Below are 22,516 nucleotides of genomic sequence, written 5' to 3' on the forward strand. Positions count from 1 at the left end.
CCGCCGGGACCCCACCCGGTCCGGGTGCGCTACAACGACCAGGGCGGCCGACCTCGGTTCGCGTGAGTTCCCGCCCGGGAGGAGTCCCATGCGCAGCCGCGTCAGGAGAGCCACCATCCTCTTCGCCACCGTGCCGCTCCTCGTCCTCGCGACGGCGGGGTGCGGACCTTCCGAGGAGGAACGACAGGCGCTTGAGGGCGCGTCGGACGATCCAGCGTCCCGGGTGTTCTTCCTGATCACGGTCCCCGTCTGGCTGCTGCTCGCGGTCGGGGCCCACCAGGGGTTGCGCCGTGAGGGCCGGCAGTACGGCCGGTCCGTGGCGGCCAGGGCACGCGTCCTGGGCATCGAGACCGAGGAGTACGACGAGGGAAACTTCTACCAGGTGGTCGTGGAGTTCCGCGCCGACCCCGACGGCCTTGACGTGACGGCCACCGTCCCGATCCCGGACCACCTCCGCGACCTCCTCACCAGCGGCTCGGTGCTCCCCATTCGGTACGACCCGCAGAACCCCACCACGATCTGGCTCCTCGAAACGAGTGCGCCACCCGCCGTCTCCGGCACCGCCGTTGTCCTGCTGCTCATCGCGGCGGCCAGCCTCGCCGCCGGCCTGGGCTTCCTCCCTAGATGAGCCCGCACCCGGGCGGGAACCCGGGGAGCGCCAACGTCCCGAAGACCGCGCGGAGTCGCCCAACCCGGCCGCCCGGTCCCCAGGGCCGGGCGGCCTCCCCGAAAGCCCAGCGGCCAGCGTTCAGCGGCCAGCGCTAACGCACCGCGTGCCCCGCCCCCCGCAGGGTCCGCTTCACCTCGCCGATGCGCAGGTCACCGAAGTGGAAGACGGACGCCGCCAGCACCGCGTCCGCGCCGGCCTCGATGGCCGGCGGGAAGTCCGCCAGCTGCCCGGCCCCGCCGGAGGCGATGACCGGAATGCCGACCCGGGCCCGCACCGCCGCTATCAGCTCCGTGTCGTACCCGTCCTTCGTCCCGTCCGCGTCCATCGAGTTCAGCAGGATCTCCCCCGCCCCCAACTCGGCAGCGCGCGCCGCCCAGTCCACCGCGTCGATCCCGGTGCCGCGCCGCCCGCCGTGGGTGGTGACCTCGAAACCGGAGACGGTCTCCGTGCCCGGCTGGCAGCGCCTGGCGTCGACCGAGAGCACCAGCACCTGGCGGCCGAAGCGCTCGGCGATCTCCCGGATCAGCTCCGGCCTGGCCACGGCCGCCGTGTTGACGCCGACCTTGTCGGCACCGGCCCGCAGCAGCCGGTCCACGTCGTCGGTGGTACGGACCCCGCCGCCCACCGTCAGCGGGATGAAGACCTGCTCGGCGGTCCGGCGCACCACGTCATAGGTGGTCTCCCGGTTCCCCGATGAGGCGGTGATGTCCAGGAACGTCAACTCGTCTGCGCCCTCGGCGTCATAGACCTTGGCCATCTCCACCGGGTCGCCCGCGTCCCGCAGGTTCTGGAAGTTGACGCCCTTGACCACCCGGCCCGCGTCCACGTCGAGACAGGGGATCACCCGCACCGCGACGCCCATCAGGACCCGCCTCCCCGCGTACCCGCGAACGCCTCCAGCTCGACCTGCACCAGCACCCGGGAGTCGGGGAAGCCGACCACCAGCACCGTGCAGACCGGCCGGACCTCGCCGAACACCTCGCGGTGCGCCCGGGTCGCGTCCTCCCCGTCCCTGGCGTGCGCCAGATACAGGCGGGTCCGCACCACGTCGGCCACGCCAAGCCCGAACGGCTCCAGCGCGGCCACCGCGTCGGCCAGCGCCGAACGCGTCTGCTCGTACGGGTCGCCCAGCGCGGCGGCGCCGGCCGTCGGCGGCAGCGTGCCGCCGACCAGCACCAGCGGCCCGGCCGCGACCGCCGTCGCGGCGCCCACCGTTCGCTCCCACTCGCCCTCGCCGCCCACGCGGCGCACCTCCGTCGGCCCGCTCATGCGGCGGCCACCGTCTCCAGCGCCTCCTCCAGGGTGAACGCCCGGGCGTAGAGGGCCTTTCCGACGATGGCGCCCTCCACGCCGAGCGGCACCAGCTCGGCGATGGCCCGCAGGTCCTGGAGCGAGGAGACCCCGCCGGAGGCCACCACCGGCCGGTCGGTGGCGGCGCACACGTTCCGCAGCAGGTCGAGGTTGGGGCCCTGGAGGGTGCCGTCCTTGTTGATGTCGGTCACCACATAGCGGGCGCAGCCCTCGGAGTTGAGCCGCTCCAGCGTCTCGTAGAGGTCGCCGCCGTCCCGCGTCCAGCCGCGCCCGCGCAGGGTGGTGCCGCGCACGTCGAGGCCGACGGCGATCCGGTCGCCGTGCTCGGCGATGGCCTTGGCGACCCACTCGGGCGACTCCAGCGCGGCCGTGCCCAGGTTGACCCGGGTGCAGCCGGTGGCCAGCGCGGCGGCCAGGGTGTCGTCGTCCCTGATGCCGCCGGACAGCTCGACGCGGATGTCCATGGCGGCGGTGACCTCGGCGATCCTGGCCCGGTTGTCGCCGGTGCCGAACGCCGCGTCCAGGTCCACCAGGTGAAGCCACTCGGCGCCGGCGCGCTGCCAGGCGAGGGCCGCGCTCAACGGGTCGCCGTAGGAGGTCTCGGTGCCGGACTCGCCGTGCACCAGCCGGACCGCCTGCCCGTCGCGGACGTCGACGGCGGGCAGCAGCTCCAGCGTGCGGGGGGTCTTCTCGTTCTCGGTCACGGGGTCCTCGGAGGTCACGGGGCTCACAGGGTCTCGATCCAGTTGGTGAGGAGGCGGGCGCCGGCGTCGCCGGACTTCTCCGGGTGGAACTGGGTGGCCCACAGCGGGCCGTTCTCCACGGCGGCGACGAAGGGCCGGCCGTGGGTGGCCCAGCTGACCCTGGGCGGCTCGATGGCGGCGCTGCCGGAGGGCGGCAGCGTGAAGTCGTGGACCGCGTAGGAGTGGACGAAGTAGTACCGCTCCTCGGGGCCGAGCCCGGCGAAGAGCCGGGAGCCCTCGGCGACGTCCACCGTGTTCCACCCCATGTGCGGCACCACGTCGGCCTTCAGCGGGCCGACCGTGCCGGGCCACTCGGCGAGGCCCTCGGTCTCGACGCCGTGCTCGATGCCCCGGGCGAAGAGGATCTGCATCCCGACGCAGATCCCCAACACCGGCCGGCCGCCGGCCAGTCGGCGCTCCACGGCCCAGTCGCCGCGCGCCTCGCGCAGGCCCGTCATGCAGGCCGCGAACGCGCCGACGCCGGGCACCAGCAGCCCGTCGGCGGCCAGCGCCGCGTCCAGGTCCCGGGTGATCTCCACGGACGCGCCGGCGCGCGCGACCGCGCGCTCGGCGGAACGGACGTTGCCGAAGCCGTAGTCGAAGACGACCACGGACTTGCGTGCACCGCTCACCTGCTCACACCTCCAGCCGCAGCACGCCCGCCACCAGGCACAGCGCGCTGGCCAGCGCCAGCAGCACGATCACGCCCTTCGGCAGGCCCTGCCTGGCGAACGAGTAGACGCCGGTGCCGAGGAACAGCCCGGCGGCGATCAACAGGGTGGACGTGCCGTTCACAGGGCGCCCTTGGTGGAGGGGATGCCGGTCTGCCGGGGGTCGATCTCGCTGGCGTAGCGCAGTGCCCGCGCGAGCGCCTTGAACTGGCACTCCACGATGTGGTGCGCGTTCCGCCCGTAGGGCACCTCGACATGCAGCGCGACCTGCGCCTGGGCCACGAAGGACTCCAGGATGTGGCGGGTCATGGTGGTGTCGTAGGAGCCGATCATGGGCGCCATGCCCGCCGGCTCGGTGTGCACCAGGTAGGGGCGGCCCGACAGGTCGACGGTGACCCGCGCCAGGGACTCGTCCAGCGGGACCGACGCGTTGGCGAACCGGACGATGCCCCGCTTGTCGCCGAGCGCCTGCCGGAACGCGGCGCCCAGCGCCAGCGCGGTGTCCTCGATGGTGTGGTGGCTGTCGATGTGCAGGTCGCCCTCGGTCTTGACGGCCAGGTCGAACAGGCCGTGCCGGCCGAGCTGGTCCAGCATGTGGTCGAAGAAGCCCACCCCGGTGGACACCTCGACCGCGCCCGTGCCGTCCAGGTCGATCTGGACGGTGACGGAGGTCTCCTTGGTGGTGCGTTCCACGCGACCCACGCGGCTCATTCGTTGATCTCCTTAGTGACTGCGCGTACCGCGTCGAGGAACGCGTCGTTCTCCGCCCGGGTGCCGGTGGTGACCCGCAGCCGCCCGGGCACGCCGTTGTCCCGCACCAGCACCCCGTGGTCCAGCAGCCGGCGCCAGACATCCGCCGCGTCGGCGAACCGGCCGAACTGAACGAAGTTCGCGTCCGACTCGGTCACGTCGAGGCCCAGCGCCCGCAACTCCGCGACCACCCGGTCCCGTTCGGTCTTCAGCTCCGCCACATAGCCGAGCAGCGTCTCGGAGAACTCCAGCGCGGCATGGGCGGTGGCCTGGGTGATCGCCGAGAGGTGGTAGGGCAGCCGCACCAGCTGGACCGCGTCAACGACGGCCCGGTCGGCCGCCAGATAGCCCAGCCGCAGGCCGGCCGCGCCGAACGCCTTGGACATGGTGCGGGTGAAGACCAGCGTGGGCCGGCCCTCGATCAGCGGCAGCGTGGAGGGGCGGTGGCTGAACTCGGCGTACGCCTCGTCCACCACCACCAGCGCGCCCCGGCCGCCCCTGGCCTGCTGCGCCGCCTCGTAGAGCGCCAGGATCGTCTCGGCGGGCAGGGCGGTGCCCGTCGGGTTGTTCGGCGAGCAGAGGAAGACCACGTCGGGCCGGTGCTCCCGGATCACCGCCACGGCGGCCTCGACGTCGATGTCGAACTCCTCGGTGCGCGGACCGGAGATCCACTCCGTTCCGGTGCCCCGGGCGATGAGGGCGTGCATCGAGTACGACGGGTCGAAGCCGAGCGCGGTGCGGCCCGGGCCGCCGAACGCCTGGAGCAGCTGCTGGAGCACCTCGTTGGAGCCGTTGGCCGCCCAGACCTGGGTGGGCTCCAGCGGCTGGCCGGTGGTCTCGGTCAGATAGGCGGCGAGCTGGGTGCGCAGCACCACCGCGTCCCGGTCCGGGTAGCGGTTGAGCGTGCGGGCGGCTTCGGAGACCCGCTCCGCGATCCGCCGGACCAGGGCGTCGGGCAGCGGGTGCGGGTTCTCGTTGGTGTTGAGCTGCACGGGGACGTTCAACTGGGGCGCGCCATAGGGGGACTTGCCGCGCAGTTCGTCCCTGATGGGCAGTTCGTCGATGCGGGTCACTGGCGGGGCGGAACCTTCCACTCGAACCTGGCCTTGACCGCCGAGCCGTGCGCCGGCAGGTCCTCGGCCTCGGCCAGGGTGACCACCTCGGCGGCGACCTCGGCCAACGCCTGGCGGTCGTACTCCACGACGTGGATGCCGCGCAGGAAGGACTGCACGGACAGGCCGGAGGAGTGGCAGGCGCAACCCCCGGTCGGCAGCACGTGGTTGGAGCCGGCGCAGTAGTCGCCCAGCGAGACGGGGGCGTGCGGGCCGACGAAGACGGCACCCGCGTTGGTCACCCGGGCCGCGACCTCGGCGGCGCGCTCCGTGTGGATCTCCAGGTGCTCGGCGGCGTAGGCGTCGACCACGGCCAGGCCCTGGTCGAGGTCGGCGACCAGCACGGCGCAGGACTGGCGGCCGGTGAGGGCGGCGGTGATCCGCTCGTGGTGCTTGGCGGCGGCGACCTGGTGGGCCAGCTCGGCGTCGACCGCCTCGACCAGCACCTCGGACGGGGTGACCAGCACGGCGGCAGCCAGCTCGTCGTGCTCGGCCTGGCTGATCAGGTCGGCCGCGACGAGCGCCGGGTCGGCGGACGCGTCGGCGAGGATCGCGATCTCGGTGGGTCCCGCCTCGGCGTCGATGCCGATGACGCCCTTGAGCAGGCGCTTGGCGGCGGCCACATAGACGTTGCCCGGGCCGGTGACCAGCTTGGCGGGGCGGCACTCCTCGGTGCCGTAGGCGAACATCGCGATCGCCTGGGCGCCGCCGGCCGCGTGCACCTCGTCCACGCCGAGCAGCGCGCAGGCCGCGAGGATCGTCGGGTGCGGCAGGCCGTCGCTCCACTCGACGCCGGGGGTGCGCTGCGGCGGGGATGTGACGGCCAGCGAGCCGACGCCCGCCTCCTGGGCCGGCACCACGTTCATCACGACGGAGGACGGGTAGACGGCCTGGCCGCCGGGGACGTAGAGGCCGACCCGCTCGACCGGCACCCAGCGCTCGGTGACCGTGCCGCCGGGAACGACGCGCACCGTGTGGTCCTCGCGGCGCTGCGCGCGGTGCACCAGGCGGGCCCTGCGGATGGACTCCTCCAGGGCGGCGCGGACCGCCGGGTCCAGCTCGTCGAGCGCCCGCCGCAGCGCCTCGGCCGGCACCCGGGTGCGGGTGAGGGAGACGCCGTCGAACCGCCGCGCGTAGTCGATCAGCGCCGCCGTGCCACGATGGCGCACGTCCTCGCAGATGGGCCGCACCTTCTCCAGGGCGGCCTCGACGTCGAGTTCGGCGCGGGGCAACAGCTCGCGGCCTACGGCCTCCGGGGAGGAGGCTTCGGCCCGCAGATCGATTCGGTTCAGCACGCGTCCCAGTCTCGCAGACGGGTCCGACAGCCTCGCGGCACGTTTCACGATGCGGTCCCGGAGGTCCGGGCGCAGCGGATAGGCTGGCCGGTCGTGACGACCACCCGCCTGCCCCTGTTCCCCCTCAACACCGTGTTGTTTCCTGGGCTGGTCCTGCCGCTCAACGTCTTCGAGGCGCGGTACCGCGCGCTGCTGCGGGACCTGCTGGACCTGCCGGAGGGCGAGCCGCGCCCGTTCGGGGTCATCGCCATCAGGGACGGGCACGAGGTGGCGCCGCGCGGCACCGGGCTGCCGGACGAGACGGACGAGGCGCCGCAGGACCCCACCGCCGGGTTCGGACCCGACCCGATGCGCAGCTTCTACGAGGTGGGCTGCGTCGCTGACGCCTCGACCATCCGACCGCGCCAGGTGGCCGGCGAGGCGGAGGAGCCCAAGGACCCCGACGAGAGGGTCGCGAGCTACGAGGTGCTGGCGACGGGGACGACCCGCTTCCGGCTGCTCTCCGTGGACAGCAGCGGGCCCTATCTGGTGGGCGAGATCGAGCCGTTGGAGGAACGCTCGGGCGAGGGCGCCGGCGCGCTGGCCTCCGGGGTGCTGCTGGCGTTCCGCCGCTACCAGAAGGCGCTGGCCGGCGCGAACGAGCGGACGCTCGGCCCGGCGCAGGAGCTGCCCGACGATCCGGCGGTGGTCTCCTACCTGGTGGCGGCGGCCACCGTGCTGCACACCGCCGACAAGCAGCGGCTGCTCCAGGCGCCCGACACGGCGACGCGGCTGGCGGAGGAGCTGCGGATGCTGCGGCAGGAGGCCTCGCTGATCAGCAAGCTGCCCTCGGTGCCGGGCGCGGAGTACACGATCCGGCCGACCAGCCTGAACTGAGCCTGGGGCGGGGCGAGATGGCCAAGATGGCGAGGAAACGCGGCGCGGGCGGCACCCCGGCGACGGTGGCCGCCGACCGGGCCGGGGTGGCGTTCACGCTGCACGAGTACCGGCATGACCCGGCGGTGCGGGCCTTCGGCGAGGAGGCGGCGCAGGTGCTGGGGCAGGACCCGGCGCGGGTCTTCAAGACGCTGGTGGCGGAGGTGGACGGGGCGCTGACGGTGGCGCTGGTGCCGGTCTCGGCGTCGCTGTCGCTGAAGGCGCTGGCCTCGGCGGTCGGCGGCAAGCGGGCGACGATGGCCGACCCGGCGGTGGCGGAGCGGGCCACCGGCTATGTGCGGGGCGGGATCTCCCCGCTGGGGCAGCGGAGGCGCCTGCCGACCGTGGTGGACGCCTCGGCGGCCCGCCACCCCACGGTGCTGGTCTCGGCGGGGCGCCGCGGCCTGGAGATCGAACTGTCCCCCGACGACCTGGTGACCCTGACCGCCGCGACCACGGCCCCGATCACGCGGTGACCCGGCGACGCCGGTTCGCCTGGCGGCGAGCCTCGGGAGGCGCGGCGGCCGTTCCGGGGCGGGTTCGCCTGGCGGCGGGCTTCAGGAGGCGGGGTGACGCCGGGGCGAGGGTTCGCCCGGCGGCGGGCGCTTTTGGCAGCAAGGCTCCGATGGAGGGCAGGGGGCCGCGCCGCGAGAGGCGGTTCGCCCGGCGGCGGCCCTCGGAGGCGGGGCCACGCCGAGACGCAGGTTCGCCGGGGCGGAGGTCCGCCCGGCGACGGGGGCGCCCGGCGGGGCGGTTCGCCTGGCGGCGGGCCTCGGGAACGGGCCGGCGTCTAGGCGGGGTTGACCTACCGGCCGGGCGCCTCGCGGCGGGCCCCGGGGACGGGCGGGCCGGTCCGGGCGCCGCCCGGCGGCGCGCCCGAGGCATCAGCACGTTGCGCCCGAGCTTCGCCGGGCCAGCCCGGCTCACCTGATGGCGGGGGCGCCTCGCGGCGGGCGCCAGGAACGGGCTCTGGGAGGGCGGGTCGGCTCCCCGCGCGGAGAACCTCTCCGGCTTGCCCTCGGACGGCGAAGGCGACCCGCCCCTCCGCCGGTGGCTCCGCCCCTCGGCGGAGAACCTCTCCGGTATGAGGCGGCCTGCCAACCTGACAAGAGGCCCGGGCTCCGGCCCCGCCACCCCGAAGGGGAGAACTTCTCCGCTGGGTAACGGGCCTCCACCCGACGGCGCCCACCAGGAGTCGCCCCGCGAACCCGAGCCGCTCACCGGAGAGCGCGTCCGCTTAGGCGATCGCGCTCAGCGACAGGCAACCCATCGACCGAGGCACACCCCCCAAACGGAGAACCTCTCCGCCTGGGCCCTCAGCTTCAGTGCCAGCCAGCCCGCCGAGCGAGACGCCACCCCGAGACGGAGAACCTCTCCGCTGAGCGGCCGCCTCCGCCGGATAGCCATCCCCAAACGGAGAGGTTCTCCACTCCCGCGAACGACCTCCGCCGTTCCCACGCCGCCGACGGCCACCCCCCAGCGGTCGCGGCTCAGCGGAGAAGCTCTCCACTTAACGTGACGCCGCGCGGCGCGGGTCACACACCGCCCGCCCTCAGCTGGGCGCCGCCGCTCCGCCGCCCCGCCGGAGAGGTTCTCCGCCTGAGTCGGGAGTCGGCGCCACGCGCCAATTCGGGCCCGCCACCGGGCAAGGCGCCAGCGTCCGGCGGAGAGGTTCTCCGGTTTGCTTCGGCCGACGCAGGTCCGCCGGTGGCCCCCCGGGGCCCGCCGCCCAGGCGCTCCACGCTCGCCCCGCCGCGAACCGGCGCCGCCCGGCCGGCGCAAGAAAACGGAGAACCCCTCCCCTTGGCCCCCGCCACAGGAGAACCTCTCCGCTTCGCCCTCAAGGCCGCGGCCTCAAAGCCGCCGCCACCCGCGCCCGGCCGGCAGGCGCACCCCGCCGCCACCCGCGCTCGGCCACCGGCACCCCGCCGGCAGGCGCCCCGCAGCGCGGGCCAGCCCCCACCGGCCGCGCCGCCCACCGGCCGCGCCAGGCCCGAGCCAGCCCGGGCCGGCCGCGCCTGCACGGCCGGCACGGCCTCCGGCGGGACCGCCGGCGGGTCACGCCTGCGGAGGAGTCCCCCACTGCGGCGGCCGGTCCGCCGGCCGCGCCCGCTCGTCGCGCGGGCCGAAGCCCGCCACGCACAGCAGATGGATCAGCAGCGCCCCGAAAGGCAGCCCCAACAGCACACTCTTCGCACCGAGTTCGAGCGGCGCGTCGAAGACCTCGTTCTGTTCCAGCTCGGCGATCCGGCTCACCACGTCGTCGGTCGGCCCCAGCATCATCCCCAGTTGCCAGGCCAGCCAGGCACCGAGCCCGGCGCCCAGCGCCAGCCCGACCACGACCCCGACACCCCCCGCGCGGCGCACCAGGAACGTCACGAGACCGGCGACCGCGCCAACCCCCAGCCCCAGCAGCAGGAAGACGCCGTCCGCCGCGATGGCCTGCTGCCCCTCGGAGTTGGCCAGCAGCACGTCCTCGCCGCGCAGCACCAGCGGAACGCGCGGCGCCCGCCAGACCCACAGCAGCCCCAGCGCCACCCCGGTCAGCAGCGCCACCGGCACCGCGACCAGCGCTCCGTCACGTATCTCGCGCCGCCACTCGCGCCCCCCGTCCGCCGCCGGCCGTGGCTGCGGCGCGGCCCAGGGGTCGTGCTGCCCGGCTTGCTGCCCGGCGTGAGGTGCGGCGAGGGAGCGGTGTTCGGGTGCTGGCTGGGGAGAGTCCACCCCGTCATCCTGCCAGGTGCGGCCACCTGTTCGGCCCGGGGGACGACCGTTTGGCTGACGATCCCACCGGCCGGCCCGCACGGGCGTGGCTCAGGCGCGGGTGGCCCGGCGGTACGCCCAGGTCGCCAGGGCGAGGGAGGCGACGCCGACCGCGCCGCAGACCCCCAGGTGGGCGGCGACCAGCCCGACGTCGGGCACCGGCTCGAACATCTCGGCGAGCGCGTCCACCCCGTAGCTGGAGGGCAGCAGCTCCCGCGTCCAGCGCAGCGGCTCCGGCAGCCTGCCGGCCGGCAGCACGCCCAGCAGCAGCGCCGCCGACATGCCCAACTGCCCCGCGAGGGTGGCCAGTTCCGGCCGGGGCGCGAGCAGCCCCAGGGCCGCGCCGAGGCCGGCGAGCGCGGCGCCCGCCAGCGGGACCACGGCCAGCACCAGCCAGAGCCCGCCCAGCGGCAGCTGGTAGAGCAGCGCCCCGATGACGGCGGTGGCCGCCACCCCGGGCACGGTGAACGAGGCGTAGGCAGCGGCCGTGCCCAGCACCACCGCGGGGGCCGGCACCGGCAGCGTCGCGTAGTGGTCGAGTCCGCCGGCGCGGAGCTGGCCGAAGTACTGGGCGAGGAGGTTGAGCGCGACGAACGCGACCACCAGCACCGCCGAGCCGGCGACCACCGCCCTGGCCTCGTCGCCGGCGCCGCCGTCCACCACGCCCCGCATCAGGATCATGATCCCGACGGACTGGAAGGTGGCGACGAACAGCAGCGGCACCCTGGCCACCCGCGCCCGGGAGAGCTGCGCCCGGTAGACGGCGGCGAGCGCGGGCAGCAGCCGGGCCGCCGGCGCCAGGGCCGCCGGCTCGGGCGCCGCCGGCGCGGGCGCCACCGGCTCCGCGTCCCGGGCGGCCTCGCTCGCGTCCTGGGCGCCCTGCGTGTCCCGCATGTCCTGTGCGGCCTCGGTCATGGTGTGGTCCCGGGCTCGTTCGATCAGGGTCACTGGCGGGTCAGCCCCTCGCCCCGGCCGCCGAGGGCCAGATAGACGTCCTCCAGGCTGGGCGTCGCCAGGGTGAAGTCGTCGAGCGCGGCGAACGCCTCGCCCCCGGTGACGGTGGCGACCACGGCCCTGGCCCGTTCCTGCGGCAGCCGCAGCGTCCAGCGGCGGCCGGTGACGACGGCCTGGCCGCGCAGGCGGTCGATCTCCGGGACGGCCAGCGGCGGTTCGGCCCGCCACACCAGGTCGAGCCGGACATGCGCGTCGACCAGGGTCTTCAGCCCGCTCGGGGTGTCGCAGGCGATGACCCGGCCGGCGTCCAGCACCGCGACCCGGTCGAGCACGGTCTCCGCCTCCAGCACGTTGTGGGTGACCAGCAGCACGGTGGTGCCGTGTTCGGCGCGGCGGCGGTCGATCGCGGTCCACACCGCGCGGCGGGCCACCGGGTCCATGCCGGCGGTCGGCTCGTCCAGGACCAGCAGCGGCCGGTCGCCGGCGAGGGCGGTGGCCACGCAGGCCAGCCGCCGTTGCCCGCCGGAGAGCCGCTTCAACGGCCGGCCGGCCAGCGGTTCCAGGCCCAGTTCGGCGAGCACCGCGTCGCGCACGGCGCGGGCCGCCGGCGCGCTCAGGCCGCGCAGCCTGGCGGTGGTCTCGGTGGCCAGCGCGACGGTCAACTCGTCCAGCGCGCCCGCTTCCTGGCCGAGGTAGGCCAGCAGCCTGGAGGCCAGCTCCGGATGCCGGACGACGTCGTGGCCGAGCAGCGAGATGCTGCCGGCGTCCGGCCGCAGCAGCCCGGTGAGCTGCCGGACCAGGGTGGTCTTCCCGGCCCCGTTGGGTCCGAGCAGGCCGAAGATCTCGCCGGCCGAGACCCGCAGGTCGATGTCCTCGTTGGCGGGGCGCGGCGCGGGAACGGCGTTCCGGCGGCGCCAGCCGCCCTCGGCACGGTAGGTCTTGCACAGGCCACGCACGGTCACCACGGCGGGGGGTGTCGCTGGAGAGTCCGGAACGCGCGGTGCCATCGTGGTCTGGGGCCCGGCCCGGCCGTTGGAGGAGGCCACGGGCCCGAGCCTACGTCGCCCCGGCCGCGCTTCGGACGCCGGGGCGCGCTTCGCGGCCGGAAGGGAAGATCACGAGGGGGCGCGTTCGGCCCCGGTGCGGCTGTCCACCTCGCGCCAGAAACCGGCCCTGATGGCGTATCTGTCCTGCTCGTCGATCTGGTCGTCCTTGTGCGCCAGCAGCCCGAACCTGGCCGCGTAGCGCAGGAGTTCGCCGTCGATGCGGTGCGGGATGCGCGGGTACTCGGTGGTCAGCTGGCGCAGCGGCGTCTCGTTGGCGAGCCGCTCGGTCCAGCGGCGGGCGAAGACCTGCCCGACCTCGAACGGGTCTCCGCTGACGGCCGTGATGTCCTCCTCGCGGTCGGCCCAGCGCTGCTCGGCGGTGGTCAGCTGGGCCAGCGTCGGGAGCGCCGCGGTCTCCGGGGACTCCTCGGGGGCGCCGCGTTCGACCCAGCCCCGGTCCGATGACCAGCGCAGGGTCGCGGTGGCCGGCTGCGGCAGCGGGCGGCCAAGGGAGGCCAGGTCCTTGGGGGTTGGCACGCCCTTGGCGGTGGGCGCGCTGGCCTGTTCGTCCTCCTCGGACGGGCAGGGCGCGGGCGCCGGCGCTGATCCGTTGGCCTGGGCGCCGGCCGGCTCCGGGTGGTCGGCGGACTCGCGCTTCTCGGGCAGCGGGGCGGAGAGGATGGCGGCGATGTCGGGCCGCGCCAGGCCGCCTTCGGCCTGCGGCTCGCTGACCCGGACCGCGCGGGTGATCCACTGGCGGTCCAGGACCCGGCGCTCGTCGGCCTCGGCGACGAGGTCCTCGGACTGGTTGTAGTCGCCGTCGGCGGCCTGCACGGCCCACAGGTGCACGGCGACGCCGTGCTCCTTGGCGGACATCAGCCCGGGCAGCAGGTCCCCGTCGCCGGTGACCAGCACGATGTCGGCGCAGGCCCGGTTGCGCGCCAGCTCGGTCAGCTCGGCGTGCATCGCGGCGTCGACGCCCTTCTGCGCCCAACGGCCGTCACTGCGGGTCAACGCGCCGAGGCGGACGGTGACTCGGGGCATCACCCGGAGTCTGCGGTGTTCGGGCTGGGGCACGCGGTCGGGGGCGCCGTCGAACCAGTAGATCCGGAGCAGGTCGCATCCGGTGTCGGCCTCGGCGCGCTCCCGCAGGCCCTGGATGAGTCTGGCGTGGTCCACGGTGATACGCGGGCGCGCGGGCTCTCCGGCGAGCAGGCTGGCGGCGGCTCCCAACAGGTAGCCCGCGTCCACCAGCACGACGCAGCGGTCCACGTGACACCATCCCTTCGCCGAACGTTTCATTGAGTCTGCCCGACCACGCGCCGGTTAACTGCGCCAACTCGATCTTCGGCGTGGCGAGTCCGGCCGGTCAGCACACGAGATGACTTGCCCGAAATGCGAAGTTGGGCGTTCCGTGCCACGCTGGTTCTGCCGCACCTTTCAGGAGGAGGCGACATGGCCAAGGACAAGAACCGGCAACGTGAACGCGAGTCGGAACGGCGCGACCAGCAGCAGCCCAGAAGCGAGGCACCGGCGACGGAGGAGCAGAAGTCCCGGAAACAACGGGAAAGGCGATTCGGGCACAACTGAGTTCGAGGCGCGAGCGAATGCCCGGGACGGTCTCCGTTCCGGGCATTCGCCTGTTTCCCGACGGGTGATTCCCAACGGGCCCCGTTCGGCGGGAACTCAGTCGGTGAAGCCGTGCCGTTCGTGCGCGGCGGCGAACGAGCCGGCGTTGGCGAGCGCGGACGGCGCGGCGTGGGCTATCGGGGCCGGGCCGTGCACGATGTCCCACGCCTCGTGGACGCACCGCAGGCGGTCCTCGAATGCCGCGCCGTGGAAATACCGCGCGAGTGCGTGCACCGCCTCCTCCCGCGAAACACGCACCTCGCGCAACAGAAACACCGCCTTGTCGATCATTCGAGCTTCCACGGAAATCCGCCCCTTCGGCCGGCGATCCCGGTCCGCCTATTGCCGCCGGGATCTCACTCCCTACCGAAGGTAGCTCCGCGCCTTTCCCGAATCGGTAAAGCCGGCGCCATCATCCCGCCAAACAGGAGGGCCCGAGGAGCGCTTTCAGGTCACCGAAGAGCGCCGGGTCGGCCTGCACGCGGTGCCGGTCGAGCCGGAGCACGGTGGTGGTGCGCGAACCCGCCAGGCGCACCCGCACCTCCGTCGGCCCGCGGTGCTGCCCCAGCACCTCGCCCAGCCGCTCGACCAGCGGCGGGGTGACCTTGACCGTGGGGATGGTGATGGTGACCGGGGCGTTGGCGGAGGCCTCGCTGAGGTCCGGCACCATCAGCTCCATCGCCACCAGGCGCGGCACGTCCTCCCGCTTGTCGAGGCGGCCCTTCACGAACACCACGGTGTCCTCGACCAGTTGCGTGGAGACCAGTTGGTAGGAGGCGGGGAAGAACATGCAGTCGATGGAGCCCGCCAGGTCCTCGACGGTGGCGATGGCCCACGCGTTGCCCTGCTTGGTCATCTTCCGCTGGAGTCCGGAGATGATGCCGCCGATGGTGACGATCGAGCCGTCCGCGTAGTCGCCGCCGTTGAGCGCCGAGATCGCCGCGTCGGCCTTCTCGTCCAGCACGTGCTCGATGCCGAAGAGCGGGTGGTCGGAGACGTAGAGCCCGAGCATCTCCCGCTCCTGGGCGAGCAGGTAGGCCTTCTCCCACTCCTCCTCGGAGAAGACCACGTCCATCCCGAAGCCGGGCCCGTCCCGGTCGTCGGCCGCGTCGCCCATCCCGCCGAAGAGGTCGAACTGGCCCTCGGCCTCCTTGCGCTTGACCTGCACCACGTTGTCGATCATCGACTCGAAGTGCTGGGTGAGGCCCTTGCGGGTGTGGTTGAGCGCGTCGAAGGCGCCGGCCTTGATCAGAGACTCGATGGTGCGCTTGTTGCAGACCACGGCCTCGACCTTGTCGAGGAAGTCGGGGAACGAGCTGTACTTCCCCTTGGCCTTGCGGGTGGCCACGATCGAGTCGACCACGTTCTGGCCGACGTTGCGGACCGCCGTCAGGCCGAAGACGATCACCTCGTCGCCGCGCGGGGTGAAGTGCGCCTCGGACTCGTTGACGTCCGGCGGCAGCACCCGGATGCCCATCCGGCGGCACTCGTTGAGGTAGACCGCCGACTTGTCCTTGTCGTCGCGGACCGAGGTGAGCAGCGCCGCCATGTACTCGGCCGGGTAGTTGGCCTTGAGATACGCGGTCCAGTAGGTGACCAGGCCGTAGGCGGAGGAGTGCGCCTTGTTGAACGCGTAGCCGGAGAACGGGACCAGCACGTCCCAGACCGACTGGATCGCCTCGTCCGAGTAGCCGTTCTCCCGCATCCCCTTCTGGAAGGGGACGAACTCCTTGTCGAGGATCTCCTTCTTCTTCTTGCCCATCGCCCGGCGGAGCAGGTCCGCTTGTCCGAGCGAGTAGCCGGCGAGCACCTGGGCGGCCTTCTGCACCTGCTCCTGGTAGACGATCAGGCCGTAGGTGACGTCCAGCACCTCGCGGAGCGGCTCCTCCAGCTCCTTGTGGATCGGGGTGATCTCCTGCTGGCCGTTCTTCCGGAGCGCGTAGTTGATGTGCGAGTTCATGCCCATCGGGCCCGGCCGGTACAGGGCACCGACGGCGGAGATGTCCTCGAAGTCGGTGGGCTTCATCATCCGCAGCAGCGAGCGCATCGGCCCGCCGTCGAACTGGAAGACGCCCAACGTGTCGCCCCGGCCGAGGAGTTCGAAGGTCTTGGGGTCGTCCAGCGTGAGGTCGAGGAGCTTGACGTCGACGCCCTTGTTCTGCTTGATCAGCTTGACCGCGTCGTCCATGATCGTCAGGTTCCGCAGGCCGAGGAAGTCCATCTTCAGCAGGCCGAGCGACTCACACGTCGGATAGTCCCACTGCGTGACGACCACGCCGTCGTTCTTCGGTGCGAAGAGCGGCACGTGGTCGACGAGCCGCTCGCTCGACATGATCACGCCGGCGGCGTGCATCCCCATCTGCCGGACGAGGCCCTCCAGGCCGCGCGCTGTGTCGATCACCTTCCGCACGTCGGGCTCGTTCTCGTACATCGACCTGACCTCGCCCGCCTCGCTGTAGCGCGGGTGGTCCTTGTCGGTGATGCCGGAGAGCGGAATGCCCTTGCCCAGGACGTCGGCCGGCATGGCCTTGGTGATGCGGTCGCCCATGGCGTAGGGGTAGCCGAGCACCCGGGAGGCGTCCTTGATGGCCGCCTTGGCCTTGATGGTGCCGTAGGTGCCGATCATCGACACCTTGTCGGCGCCGTACTTCTCGGTGACGTAACGGATCACCTCACCGCGCCTGCGCTCGTCGAAGTCGATGTCGACGTCGGGCATGGAGACGCGCTCCGGATTGAGGAACCGCTCGAAGATCAGGCCGTGTTCGAGCGGGTCGAGGTCGGTGATGCCCATGGCGTAGGACACCAGCGAGCCGGCCGCCGAGCCCCGGCCGGGGCCCACCGCGATGCCCTGCTCCTTGGCCCACATGATGAAGTCGGCGACCACGAGGAAGTAGCCGGGGAACCCCATCTGGATGATGACGCCCATCTCGTACTCGGCCTGCCGCTGCCGGTCCTCCGGCACCCCGCCCGGGTAGCGCCTGGCCAGGCCGCGCCTGACCTCCTCCTGGAACCAGGTGACCTCGGTGTACCCCTCGGGAACGTCGAACTTGGGCATCAGGTCGCGCGGCTCGAACCAACCGGAGATGTCGACCTGTTCGGCCACCAGCCGGGTGTTGGCGCAGCCCTGCTGCCAGGCGTCCGAGGAGTCGATCGCGTACATCTCCTCGGGCGACTTCAGGTAGTAGCCGGTGCCGTCGAAGCGGAAGCGGTCGGGATCGGAGAGGTTCTTTCCGGTCTGCACGCACAGCAGCGCGTCGTGGGCGTCGGCCTCCTGGGCGTAGGTGTAGTGCGAGTCGTTGGTGACCAGCGGCGGGATGCCCAGCTTCCGGCCGATCTCCAGCAGTCCGTCGCGGACCCGGTTCTCGATCTCCAGGCCGTGGTCCATCAGTTCGAGGAAGTAGCGGTCCTTCCCGAAGATGTCCTGGTAGTCGGCCGCCGCCCGCAGCGCCTCCTCGGGCTGGCCCAGCCGCAGTCGGGTCTGCACCTCGCCCGAGGGGCAGCCGGTGGAGGCGATCAGGCCCTCCGAGTACTGGGAGATGGTCTCCTTGTCCATCCGGGGCCACTTGACGAAGAAGCCCTCGGTGTAGGCGTCCGAGGAGAGCCGGAAGAGGTTGTGCAGCCCGGTCGCGTTGGACGCCCAGATCGTCTTGTGGGTGTAACCACCCGAACCGGAGACGTCGTCCCTTTTCTGGTGCGGCTGGCCCCAGGTCACCCGCCGCTTGTGGCGGCGCGACTCGGGCGCCACATAGGCCTCGATCCCGATGATCGGCGTGACGTCGGCGGCCCGTGCCTGTTGGAAGAAGTCGTAGGCGCCGTGCAGGTTCCCGTGGTCGGTGACCGCGATGTGGGACATGCCCATCTCCTGACAGGCCCGGAACATGTCCTTGAGCCGGGCCGCACCGTCCAGCAGCGAGTACTGGGTGTGCACATGCAGGTGGGTGAAGGGCTTGCTCACTCCACGGGCCTTCCGCAGCAGGGTCAGGGTCGTTCGGGCGCAGGCGCCCGCGACCGACCGGCCGCTCGAAGGGGCGCGCGCCAGGACACCGACCCTACCTCTGGTCCCGCGGGTTGATCCCTCCCTCCCCCGCCTCGTGCGCCCGGGTGTTTCCGCAGGTCACACTGGGTTCCTCGGGCAACGCCCAAGGTCAGCGGCGGTCCCGGAAGGCTTGCGGAAACCGACCGGAAACCGGCCCCTGCCGCCGGGCCCACACCCTCCGCCACCGGTGTCACACGGTCCGGGCACGGCCCGGCCACGAGGCCGGACCGGAGGCCGGATTCGCCCGCCCATATCCAGCCGCCCACGGCTCGTGGCACACTCGGCAACGATGGGCAGGTCGACCTCCGGTACGTCCGGTATACGCGTGCTGCGCGCGGCGGTGTTCGCCGCGCTCTGCGTCACGCTCTCCGCCGGCGCCCATGTGCTGCTCTCCGGCCGGCCCCTGCCGATCCCCGCCGTGGCGATGGTCTCGCTGGGCGTGTTCGTGCTGGCGCTGACCCTGGCCGGCGAGCGGGAACGCGGCTTCGCCGCCATTGCCGCGCTGCTGGTGCCCCTGCAACTGGCCGCCGACACCGTCTTCACCGCCGGCCAGAGCGCCTGTTACGGCTCCGCCGCCCCGCCCTCCGGCCCGCTGCGGCTCTTCGGCCTCGACGTGGTCTGCGCCGGCGGCGACGTCGGCACCCCGCTGGCCCGACTGGTCGCGGACGGCCCCCGGCCGTTGGCCGAGGCCCCCGGCCACGCCACCGGGCCCTGGCTGCTGCTGGCCGCCCATGTCGCGGTCGGCCTGGCCGCCGCCGGCTGGCTGCGCGGCGGCGAGCGCGCCGTGGCCCGGCTGCTGCGCGCCGCCGGCGCCGCCACGTTCCGGCCGTTGATCGTCGCCTGGGCGGTCGTCGCCTCCCGGGCCGAGGAGCCGCCCCGCCCGGCGCCGGCCAGCGCCCGCCCGCAGCGGCCGGCCACCGCGCCGCTGGTCCACTCCCTGCTCCGCAGGGGACCCCCGGCGCTCGCCGCCGCGCACTGAAGGCACGCCGAGGCGCACGCCGGACAGCGCGGCCCCCCACCCCCGCGTCACCGCCCTCGTTCGGCGTGCCCGCCGAGCGACGGCACGCCGCACCCCGGCGCGCACCGACATGACGCACCCGCATCCCTGACCCGAACACTGAGACGAAAGACGTCGAATCCCCATGAGCAAGCGCAACTCCCAAGAGGCCAAGCGCGCCGCCCGCGAGCGGCTCCTCGCCGAGCGGCAGAAGCAGAAGAAGAAGGACAAGATCCGCCGGCAACTGGTCGTCGGCGGCTCGGTGGTGGCCATCCTCGCGATAGCCGCCGGCATAGGCGTGGCCGTCGCCAACATGGACGGCGGCAGCGAGGGCGACGCCACCGACTGGAGCGCGGTCCGCGCCGAGGTCGACGAGAACGCCGACAGCGTCGCCGCGCCGTCCAACGCCACCGGCGAGGACGGCCTGACCGTCCTGATCGGCGACCCCGAGGCCGCCAACACCGTCACCCTCTACGAGGACCCGCGCTGCCCGTCCTGCGCGGCGTTCGAGCAGGGCGTCGGCGAGTCCATCCACGAGGGCATCGAGAACGGCGACTACAACGTCGAGTACGTCTTCGGCACCTTCCTGGACGAGCGGCTCGGCGGCACCGGCTCCCGGAACGCGGTCTCCGCGCTGGGCGCCGCGCTCGACGTGAGCCCGGAGGCGTTCCAGGGCCTGCACGAGCAGCTCTACGCGGTGGACAACCACCCCTCGGAGTCCACAGACGACTTCGGGAGCGACGAGCGCCTGATCGAACTGGCGCAGAACGTCCCCGAGTTGGAGGGCAACGCCGACTTCGAGACGGCCGTGAACAACAGCATGTTCGCCGGCTGGGCGCTCCAGATGTCGGACAAGTTCGACGGAACGGAGGACGTCTCCGGTACCCCGACCATCAAGGTCAACGGGCAGGTCGTGGAGGCGCCCAGGAGCGCTGCCGACTGGGAGGCGATCCTGGCCACCACGCTCGTCGAGGACCAGCCGCAGGACGGCGCCGAGGAAGGTGCCCAGGAGGGCGACGGCGAGGCTCCCGAGGAGGGCGCCGAGGAGGAGCCGGGCACCGAGTAACGGCCGCCCCTCCCCCAGCCCACCGCGCCGACGGGCGGGCCCCGGGCAACGTCCCCGGTGCGCCCGCCCGTTGGCGTCTGCGACGCCCGCCCGGTGCCATACGCTTGGGCCTCATGGCAGGGGCGGAACGGGGACAGATCATCGACGGCCGCTTCGAGCTGCTGCGGCGGCTCGGCCGGGGCGGCATGGGCACCGTCTGGTGCGCGCGGGACGTGGCGCTGCACCGCGAGGTCGCCCTCAAGGAGGTGCGGCCCCGCGAGGACCCGGAGGGCGTCGGGCACGTTCCCCCGCCCGAGGTGCTGCGGGAGCGGGTGCTCCGCGAGGCCAGGGCCCTGGCCCGGCTCAACCACCCGCATGTGGTGCGGATCTACCACATCGTGGACGTGGCGCCGCACCCCTGGCTGGTGATGGAGCTGCTGCCCGGCGAGACCCTGCACACCAGGGCGCGCGGCGGCCCCGTCGCGCCGGCGGACGTGATCCGCTGGGGGCGCGACGTGCTCTCCGCGCTACGGGCAGCACACGCCGCAGGCATCCACCACCGGGACATCAAGCCCGCCAACATCCTGCTGCGCGAGGACGGTTCGGCGGTGCTGACCGACTTCGGGATCGCCGCGCTGTCCGGCGCGCCCAGCTCGCTGACCGCCACCGGCGGGATCGTCGGCTCGCCCGAGTACCTGGCCCCCGAGCGGATCAGGGGCGCCCCCGACGACCCGGCGGCCGACCTGTGGTCGCTGGGCATCACGCTCTACATCCTCACCGAGGGCCACTCGCCGCTGCGCCGCGAGACCACCCTGGCCACCCTGACCGCCGTGCTGGAGGACCCGATACCGCCGCCGGTGCGCTCGGGCCCGCTGACCGGGGCGATCACGGCGTTGCTCCAGCGCGTTCCGGCTGCCCGGCCGGACGCCGAGGCCCTGGAGGCGATGCTGGCCGAGGCCGCGCGGCTGGCAACGGGCCAGCCCCCGGCGCCCGTTGCCCCGGTGCCCACCCAGCAGGACCTGCCGCTGCCGGCGCCACCGCAGGGCACGCCCACGCCCCCGGCGACGCCGACACCGGCACACACCCCGACGCCCACCCCGACCGCCCCGACCAGGCCGCCCGAGCCCGCCGGCGGCGGCGGCCGTTCCCGTGGCCTGCTCACGGTGGCCGTGGTGGCCAGCGCGCTGCTGCTCGTCGGCACGCCGACCGCCTGGCTGCTGCTGCGCGACGGCGACGGCGACGCGGAACGGGTGGAGGCCGGCCCGACGGCGAGCCCGACGGACGATGTCTCGGACCTGACGCCCGAGGAGGAGAAGGAGGAGGACGAGACGCCGCCCTCCCCCGTCGAGTCCGGGACCGAGACCGAACCCGAGCCGACCCCGGAGGAGTCGGAGGAGCCGGAGCCGACCCCCGAGGAGACCGAGGAGACGACAGAACCGGAGCCGGACCCCGAGCCCGAGCCGGACCCCGAGCCCGACGGGCGCTGGGTGGCGCAGCTGTTCTCCGAGCCGGTCGGCACCGGCGTCGAGACGAGGGACCGCCGGCTGGCCGCCGTCCGGGCCGACGTCCCCGAGGCCGAGGTGCTGCTCAGCGACGACTACGCCTCGCTCAACCCGGGGTACTGGGTGATCTACGCGCCGGGCCCGTTCGCCGACGGCCGCGCGGCGGTGGCCCGTTGCGCCGAGGCGGGCCTGACCACCCGCAACGAGTGCGTCGGCCGCTACCTCAGCCAGGACCCGGCCGACCTGGCGCTGATCTGCGACCCCAGCGGCGGCGGCAGCGGCCGCTGCGCCAAGGACGACTGAACGGACGGCTGACCGGACGTCTGAACCGGCCGCCCCGGACCGGCGTCAGTCCAGTTCGGCGAGGAAGCCCACCGCGATCCGCCAGGTCTCCTCGGCCGCCTCGGCGTCGTAGTCCGGCAGCTCGGGGTCGGTGTAGAGGTGCCCGGCGCCCGGGTACCGGAAGACCTCCACGTCGGCCCCGGCCCGCCCCATCCGCAGATACCAGGCGGTCAACCAGTCGTGCGGCTCGAACGGGTCGGGGTCGGCGACATGGAGCTGGGTCGGCAGGTCGTCCACCGCCGCGTCCTCCGCGATGTCCGAGGTCCCGTGGAGCAGCAGCAGGCCGCGCGCCCTGGCGTCGCCGAGCGCGATGGTCTGCGCCAGCGAGCCGCCCAACGAGAAGCCGGCGTAGACGACGCCCGCGTCCGAGTGCGGGGCGGTGGCGGCGATCGCGCGCCGCAGCAGCTCGTCGCGCCCGATCTCGTCCTTGATCGCCATCCCCTCCTCCACCGTCTCGGCCGTGCGCCCGTCGTAGAGGTCCGGCGTCCACACCCGGTGGCCCGCGGCCCGCAGCCGCTCGGCCGCCGCCAGGACGGCGGGGCGCAGGCCGTAAGCGGAGTGGAGGAGCATGACATCGCTCACGGTTCGGGCTCACTTCCCGTCGTCTGGCCTTGTCCGCGAGCCCTCGGGCTCGGGAGTGCCCATCCTGCCAGCTAGCCTGGCCGGGACGACAACGAACGGGACGCACCGTTCCGGGCGCGACCGGCCCGGGACGCGCCGACCCGGGCCCCGGAC

Annotated in this window: 22 protein-coding genes; 7 read left to right on the forward strand and 15 right to left on the reverse strand. The window is 73.5% G+C overall.

What is annotated here, in order from left to right; translation table 11 throughout:
- The first annotated feature begins 88 nt into the window (after positions 1-88).
- On the forward strand, positions 89-628 hold the full coding sequence (locus FH609_RS07815) for a DUF3592 domain-containing protein (RefSeq protein WP_139666476.1): 540 nt from the start codon (positions 89-91) through the stop codon (positions 626-628).
- Positions 629-761: 133 nt separating this feature from the next.
- Here the strand turns inward: FH609_RS07815 and hisF are convergent, their stop codons facing one another.
- Genes hisF through hisD form a run of 8 tightly spaced genes read right to left on the reverse strand, consistent with a single transcriptional unit; the run spans position 762 to position 6,552 of the window.
- Positions 762-1,532: an imidazole glycerol phosphate synthase subunit HisF gene (gene hisF / locus FH609_RS07820; protein WP_139666475.1), complete on the reverse strand. Its 771-nt coding sequence runs from the start codon at positions 1,530-1,532 to the stop codon at positions 762-764.
- Positions 1,532-1,939, reverse strand: coding sequence for a Rid family hydrolase (locus tag FH609_RS07825; protein ID WP_139666474.1), 408 nt, complete (start codon positions 1,937-1,939; stop codon positions 1,532-1,534). Before FH609_RS07825 ends, hisF begins: the two co-directional genes overlap by 1 nt.
- Positions 1,936-2,703: a bifunctional 1-(5-phosphoribosyl)-5-((5-phosphoribosylamino)methylideneamino)imidazole-4-carboxamide isomerase/phosphoribosylanthranilate isomerase PriA gene (gene priA / locus FH609_RS07830; RefSeq protein WP_226961483.1), complete on the reverse strand. Its 768-nt coding sequence runs from the start codon at positions 2,701-2,703 to the stop codon at positions 1,936-1,938. Before priA ends, FH609_RS07825 begins: the two co-directional genes overlap by 4 nt.
- A 5-nt stretch (positions 2,704-2,708) precedes the next feature.
- Entirely contained in the window at positions 2,709-3,356 is a 648-nt protein-coding gene (hisH, locus tag FH609_RS07835; protein ID WP_139666473.1) for an imidazole glycerol phosphate synthase subunit HisH, read from the reverse strand.
- A 4-nt stretch (positions 3,357-3,360) separates the two neighbouring features.
- On the reverse strand, positions 3,361-3,519 hold the full coding sequence (locus FH609_RS30975; protein ID WP_193317803.1) for a hypothetical protein: 159 nt from the start codon (positions 3,517-3,519) through the stop codon (positions 3,361-3,363).
- Positions 3,516-4,106, reverse strand: coding sequence for an imidazoleglycerol-phosphate dehydratase HisB (gene hisB / locus FH609_RS07840; protein WP_139666472.1), 591 nt, complete (start codon positions 4,104-4,106; stop codon positions 3,516-3,518). Before hisB ends, FH609_RS30975 begins: the two co-directional genes overlap by 4 nt.
- Positions 4,103-5,218 carry a histidinol-phosphate transaminase gene (locus FH609_RS07845; protein ID WP_139666471.1) on the reverse strand — a complete coding sequence of 372 codons (1,116 nt, stop codon included), beginning with the start codon at positions 5,216-5,218 and terminating at the stop codon, positions 4,103-4,105. The genes hisB and FH609_RS07845 overlap by 4 nt, the downstream gene beginning before the upstream one ends.
- Complete coding sequence (gene hisD / locus FH609_RS07850; protein ID WP_139666470.1) at positions 5,215-6,552, reverse strand: histidinol dehydrogenase; 1,338 nt, start codon at positions 6,550-6,552, stop codon at positions 5,215-5,217. Before hisD ends, FH609_RS07845 begins: the two co-directional genes overlap by 4 nt.
- A 93-nt stretch (positions 6,553-6,645) precedes the next feature.
- Between hisD and FH609_RS07855 the strand changes: the two genes are divergently transcribed.
- Both FH609_RS07855 and ybaK read left to right on the forward strand, forming a co-directional pair.
- The gene (locus FH609_RS07855) at positions 6,646-7,428 is read left to right on the forward strand and encodes an LON peptidase substrate-binding domain-containing protein (protein ID WP_139666469.1); all 783 of its coding nucleotides are present in this window, start codon (positions 6,646-6,648) and stop codon (positions 7,426-7,428) included.
- Positions 7,429-7,445: 17 nt separating this feature from the next.
- The gene (ybaK, locus tag FH609_RS07860) at positions 7,446-7,943 is read left to right on the forward strand and encodes a Cys-tRNA(Pro) deacylase (RefSeq protein ID WP_139666468.1); all 498 of its coding nucleotides are present in this window, start codon (positions 7,446-7,448) and stop codon (positions 7,941-7,943) included.
- A gap of 1,582 nt (positions 7,944-9,525) precedes the next feature.
- Here ybaK and FH609_RS07865 read toward each other — a convergent pair.
- From FH609_RS07865 to FH609_RS07880, 4 genes are all read right to left on the reverse strand, one after another.
- Complete coding sequence (locus tag FH609_RS07865) at positions 9,526-10,191, reverse strand: ABC transporter permease (RefSeq protein ID WP_139666467.1); 666 nt, start codon at positions 10,189-10,191, stop codon at positions 9,526-9,528.
- A gap of 90 nt (positions 10,192-10,281) precedes the next feature.
- Entirely contained in the window at positions 10,282-11,145 is an 864-nt protein-coding gene (locus FH609_RS07870; protein ID WP_226961484.1) for an ABC transporter permease, read from the reverse strand.
- Positions 11,146-11,174: 29 nt separating this feature from the next.
- A complete protein-coding gene (locus FH609_RS07875) occupies positions 11,175-12,191 on the reverse strand; it encodes an ABC transporter ATP-binding protein (protein ID WP_139666676.1) in 1,017 nt (338 codons plus the stop codon).
- Between the two features lie 108 nt (positions 12,192-12,299).
- Complete coding sequence (locus FH609_RS07880; protein ID WP_139666466.1) at positions 12,300-13,502, reverse strand: NYN domain-containing protein; 1,203 nt, start codon at positions 13,500-13,502, stop codon at positions 12,300-12,302.
- A 183-nt stretch (positions 13,503-13,685) separates the two neighbouring features.
- On the opposite strand from FH609_RS07880, the gene FH609_RS32095 reads away from it, so the two are divergent.
- Entirely contained in the window at positions 13,686-13,820 is a 135-nt protein-coding gene (locus tag FH609_RS32095) for a hypothetical protein (RefSeq protein WP_264372754.1), read from the forward strand.
- Positions 13,821-13,916: 96 nt separating this feature from the next.
- On the opposite strand, the gene FH609_RS07885 is transcribed toward FH609_RS32095, so the two are convergent.
- Both FH609_RS07885 and dnaE read right to left on the reverse strand, forming a co-directional pair.
- Positions 13,917-14,150, reverse strand: coding sequence for a hypothetical protein (locus tag FH609_RS07885; protein WP_122182964.1), 234 nt, complete (start codon positions 14,148-14,150; stop codon positions 13,917-13,919).
- A 121-nt stretch (positions 14,151-14,271) separates the two neighbouring features.
- The gene (gene dnaE / locus FH609_RS07890; protein ID WP_139666465.1) at positions 14,272-17,814 is read right to left on the reverse strand and encodes a DNA polymerase III subunit alpha; all 3,543 of its coding nucleotides are present in this window, start codon (positions 17,812-17,814) and stop codon (positions 14,272-14,274) included.
- Between the two features lie 370 nt (positions 17,815-18,184).
- Between dnaE and FH609_RS07895 the strand changes: the two genes are divergently transcribed.
- The 3 genes from FH609_RS07895 to FH609_RS07905 all read left to right on the forward strand — a co-directional run bounded on the left by FH609_RS07895 (position 18,185) and on the right by FH609_RS07905 (position 21,742).
- Complete coding sequence (locus FH609_RS07895) at positions 18,185-18,874, forward strand: hypothetical protein (protein ID WP_193317802.1); 690 nt, start codon at positions 18,185-18,187, stop codon at positions 18,872-18,874.
- A gap of 163 nt (positions 18,875-19,037) precedes the next feature.
- On the forward strand, positions 19,038-19,958 hold the full coding sequence (locus tag FH609_RS07900) for a thioredoxin domain-containing protein (protein WP_139666464.1): 921 nt from the start codon (positions 19,038-19,040) through the stop codon (positions 19,956-19,958).
- 113 nt (positions 19,959-20,071) lie between these two features.
- On the forward strand, positions 20,072-21,742 hold the full coding sequence (locus tag FH609_RS07905) for a serine/threonine-protein kinase (RefSeq protein ID WP_139666463.1): 1,671 nt from the start codon (positions 20,072-20,074) through the stop codon (positions 21,740-21,742).
- A 45-nt stretch (positions 21,743-21,787) separates the two neighbouring features.
- Here the strand turns inward: FH609_RS07905 and FH609_RS07910 are convergent, their stop codons facing one another.
- Entirely contained in the window at positions 21,788-22,351 is a 564-nt protein-coding gene (locus FH609_RS07910) for a dienelactone hydrolase family protein (RefSeq protein WP_139666673.1), read from the reverse strand.
- Positions 22,352-22,516: the final 165 nt, after the last annotated feature.

Origin of the sequence: Streptomyces sp. 3MP-14 (assembly GCF_006334905.2) — a bacterium.
Classification (GTDB): domain Bacteria; phylum Actinomycetota; class Actinomycetes; order Streptomycetales; family Streptomycetaceae; genus Streptomyces; species Streptomyces triticirhizae.

Excerpts from the sequence above, each read along its gene's own strand:
- FH609_RS07815 (WP_139666476.1), top strand. The coding sequence starts at position 89 with ATGCGCAGCCGCGTCAGGAGAGCCACCATCCTCTTCGCCACCGTGCCG.
- hisF (WP_139666475.1), bottom strand. The coding sequence starts at position 1,532 with ATGGGCGTCGCGGTGCGGGTGATCCCCTGTCTCGACGTGGACGCGGGC.
- FH609_RS07825 (WP_139666474.1), bottom strand. The coding sequence starts at position 1,939 with ATGAGCGGGCCGACGGAGGTGCGCCGCGTGGGCGGCGAGGGCGAGTGG.
- hisB (WP_139666472.1), bottom strand. The coding sequence starts at position 4,106 with ATGAGCCGCGTGGGTCGCGTGGAACGCACCACCAAGGAGACCTCCGTC.
- ybaK (WP_139666468.1), top strand. The coding sequence starts at position 7,446 with ATGGCCAAGATGGCGAGGAAACGCGGCGCGGGCGGCACCCCGGCGACG.
- FH609_RS07870 (WP_226961484.1), bottom strand. The coding sequence starts at position 11,145 with ATGACCGAGGCCGCACAGGACATGCGGGACACGCAGGGCGCCCAGGAC.
- FH609_RS07875 (WP_139666676.1), bottom strand. The coding sequence starts at position 12,191 with ATGGCACCGCGCGTTCCGGACTCTCCAGCGACACCCCCCGCCGTGGTG.
- FH609_RS32095 (WP_264372754.1), top strand. The coding sequence starts at position 13,686 with ATGGCCAAGGACAAGAACCGGCAACGTGAACGCGAGTCGGAACGGCGC.
- FH609_RS07885 (WP_122182964.1), bottom strand. The coding sequence starts at position 14,150 with ATGATCGACAAGGCGGTGTTTCTGTTGCGCGAGGTGCGTGTTTCGCGG.
- FH609_RS07895 (WP_193317802.1), top strand. The coding sequence starts at position 18,185 with ATGGGCAGGTCGACCTCCGGTACGTCCGGTATACGCGTGCTGCGCGCG.
- FH609_RS07900 (WP_139666464.1), top strand. The coding sequence starts at position 19,038 with ATGAGCAAGCGCAACTCCCAAGAGGCCAAGCGCGCCGCCCGCGAGCGG.
- FH609_RS07905 (WP_139666463.1), top strand. The coding sequence starts at position 20,072 with ATGGCAGGGGCGGAACGGGGACAGATCATCGACGGCCGCTTCGAGCTG.
- FH609_RS07910 (WP_139666673.1), bottom strand. The coding sequence starts at position 22,351 with ATGCTCCTCCACTCCGCTTACGGCCTGCGCCCCGCCGTCCTGGCGGCG.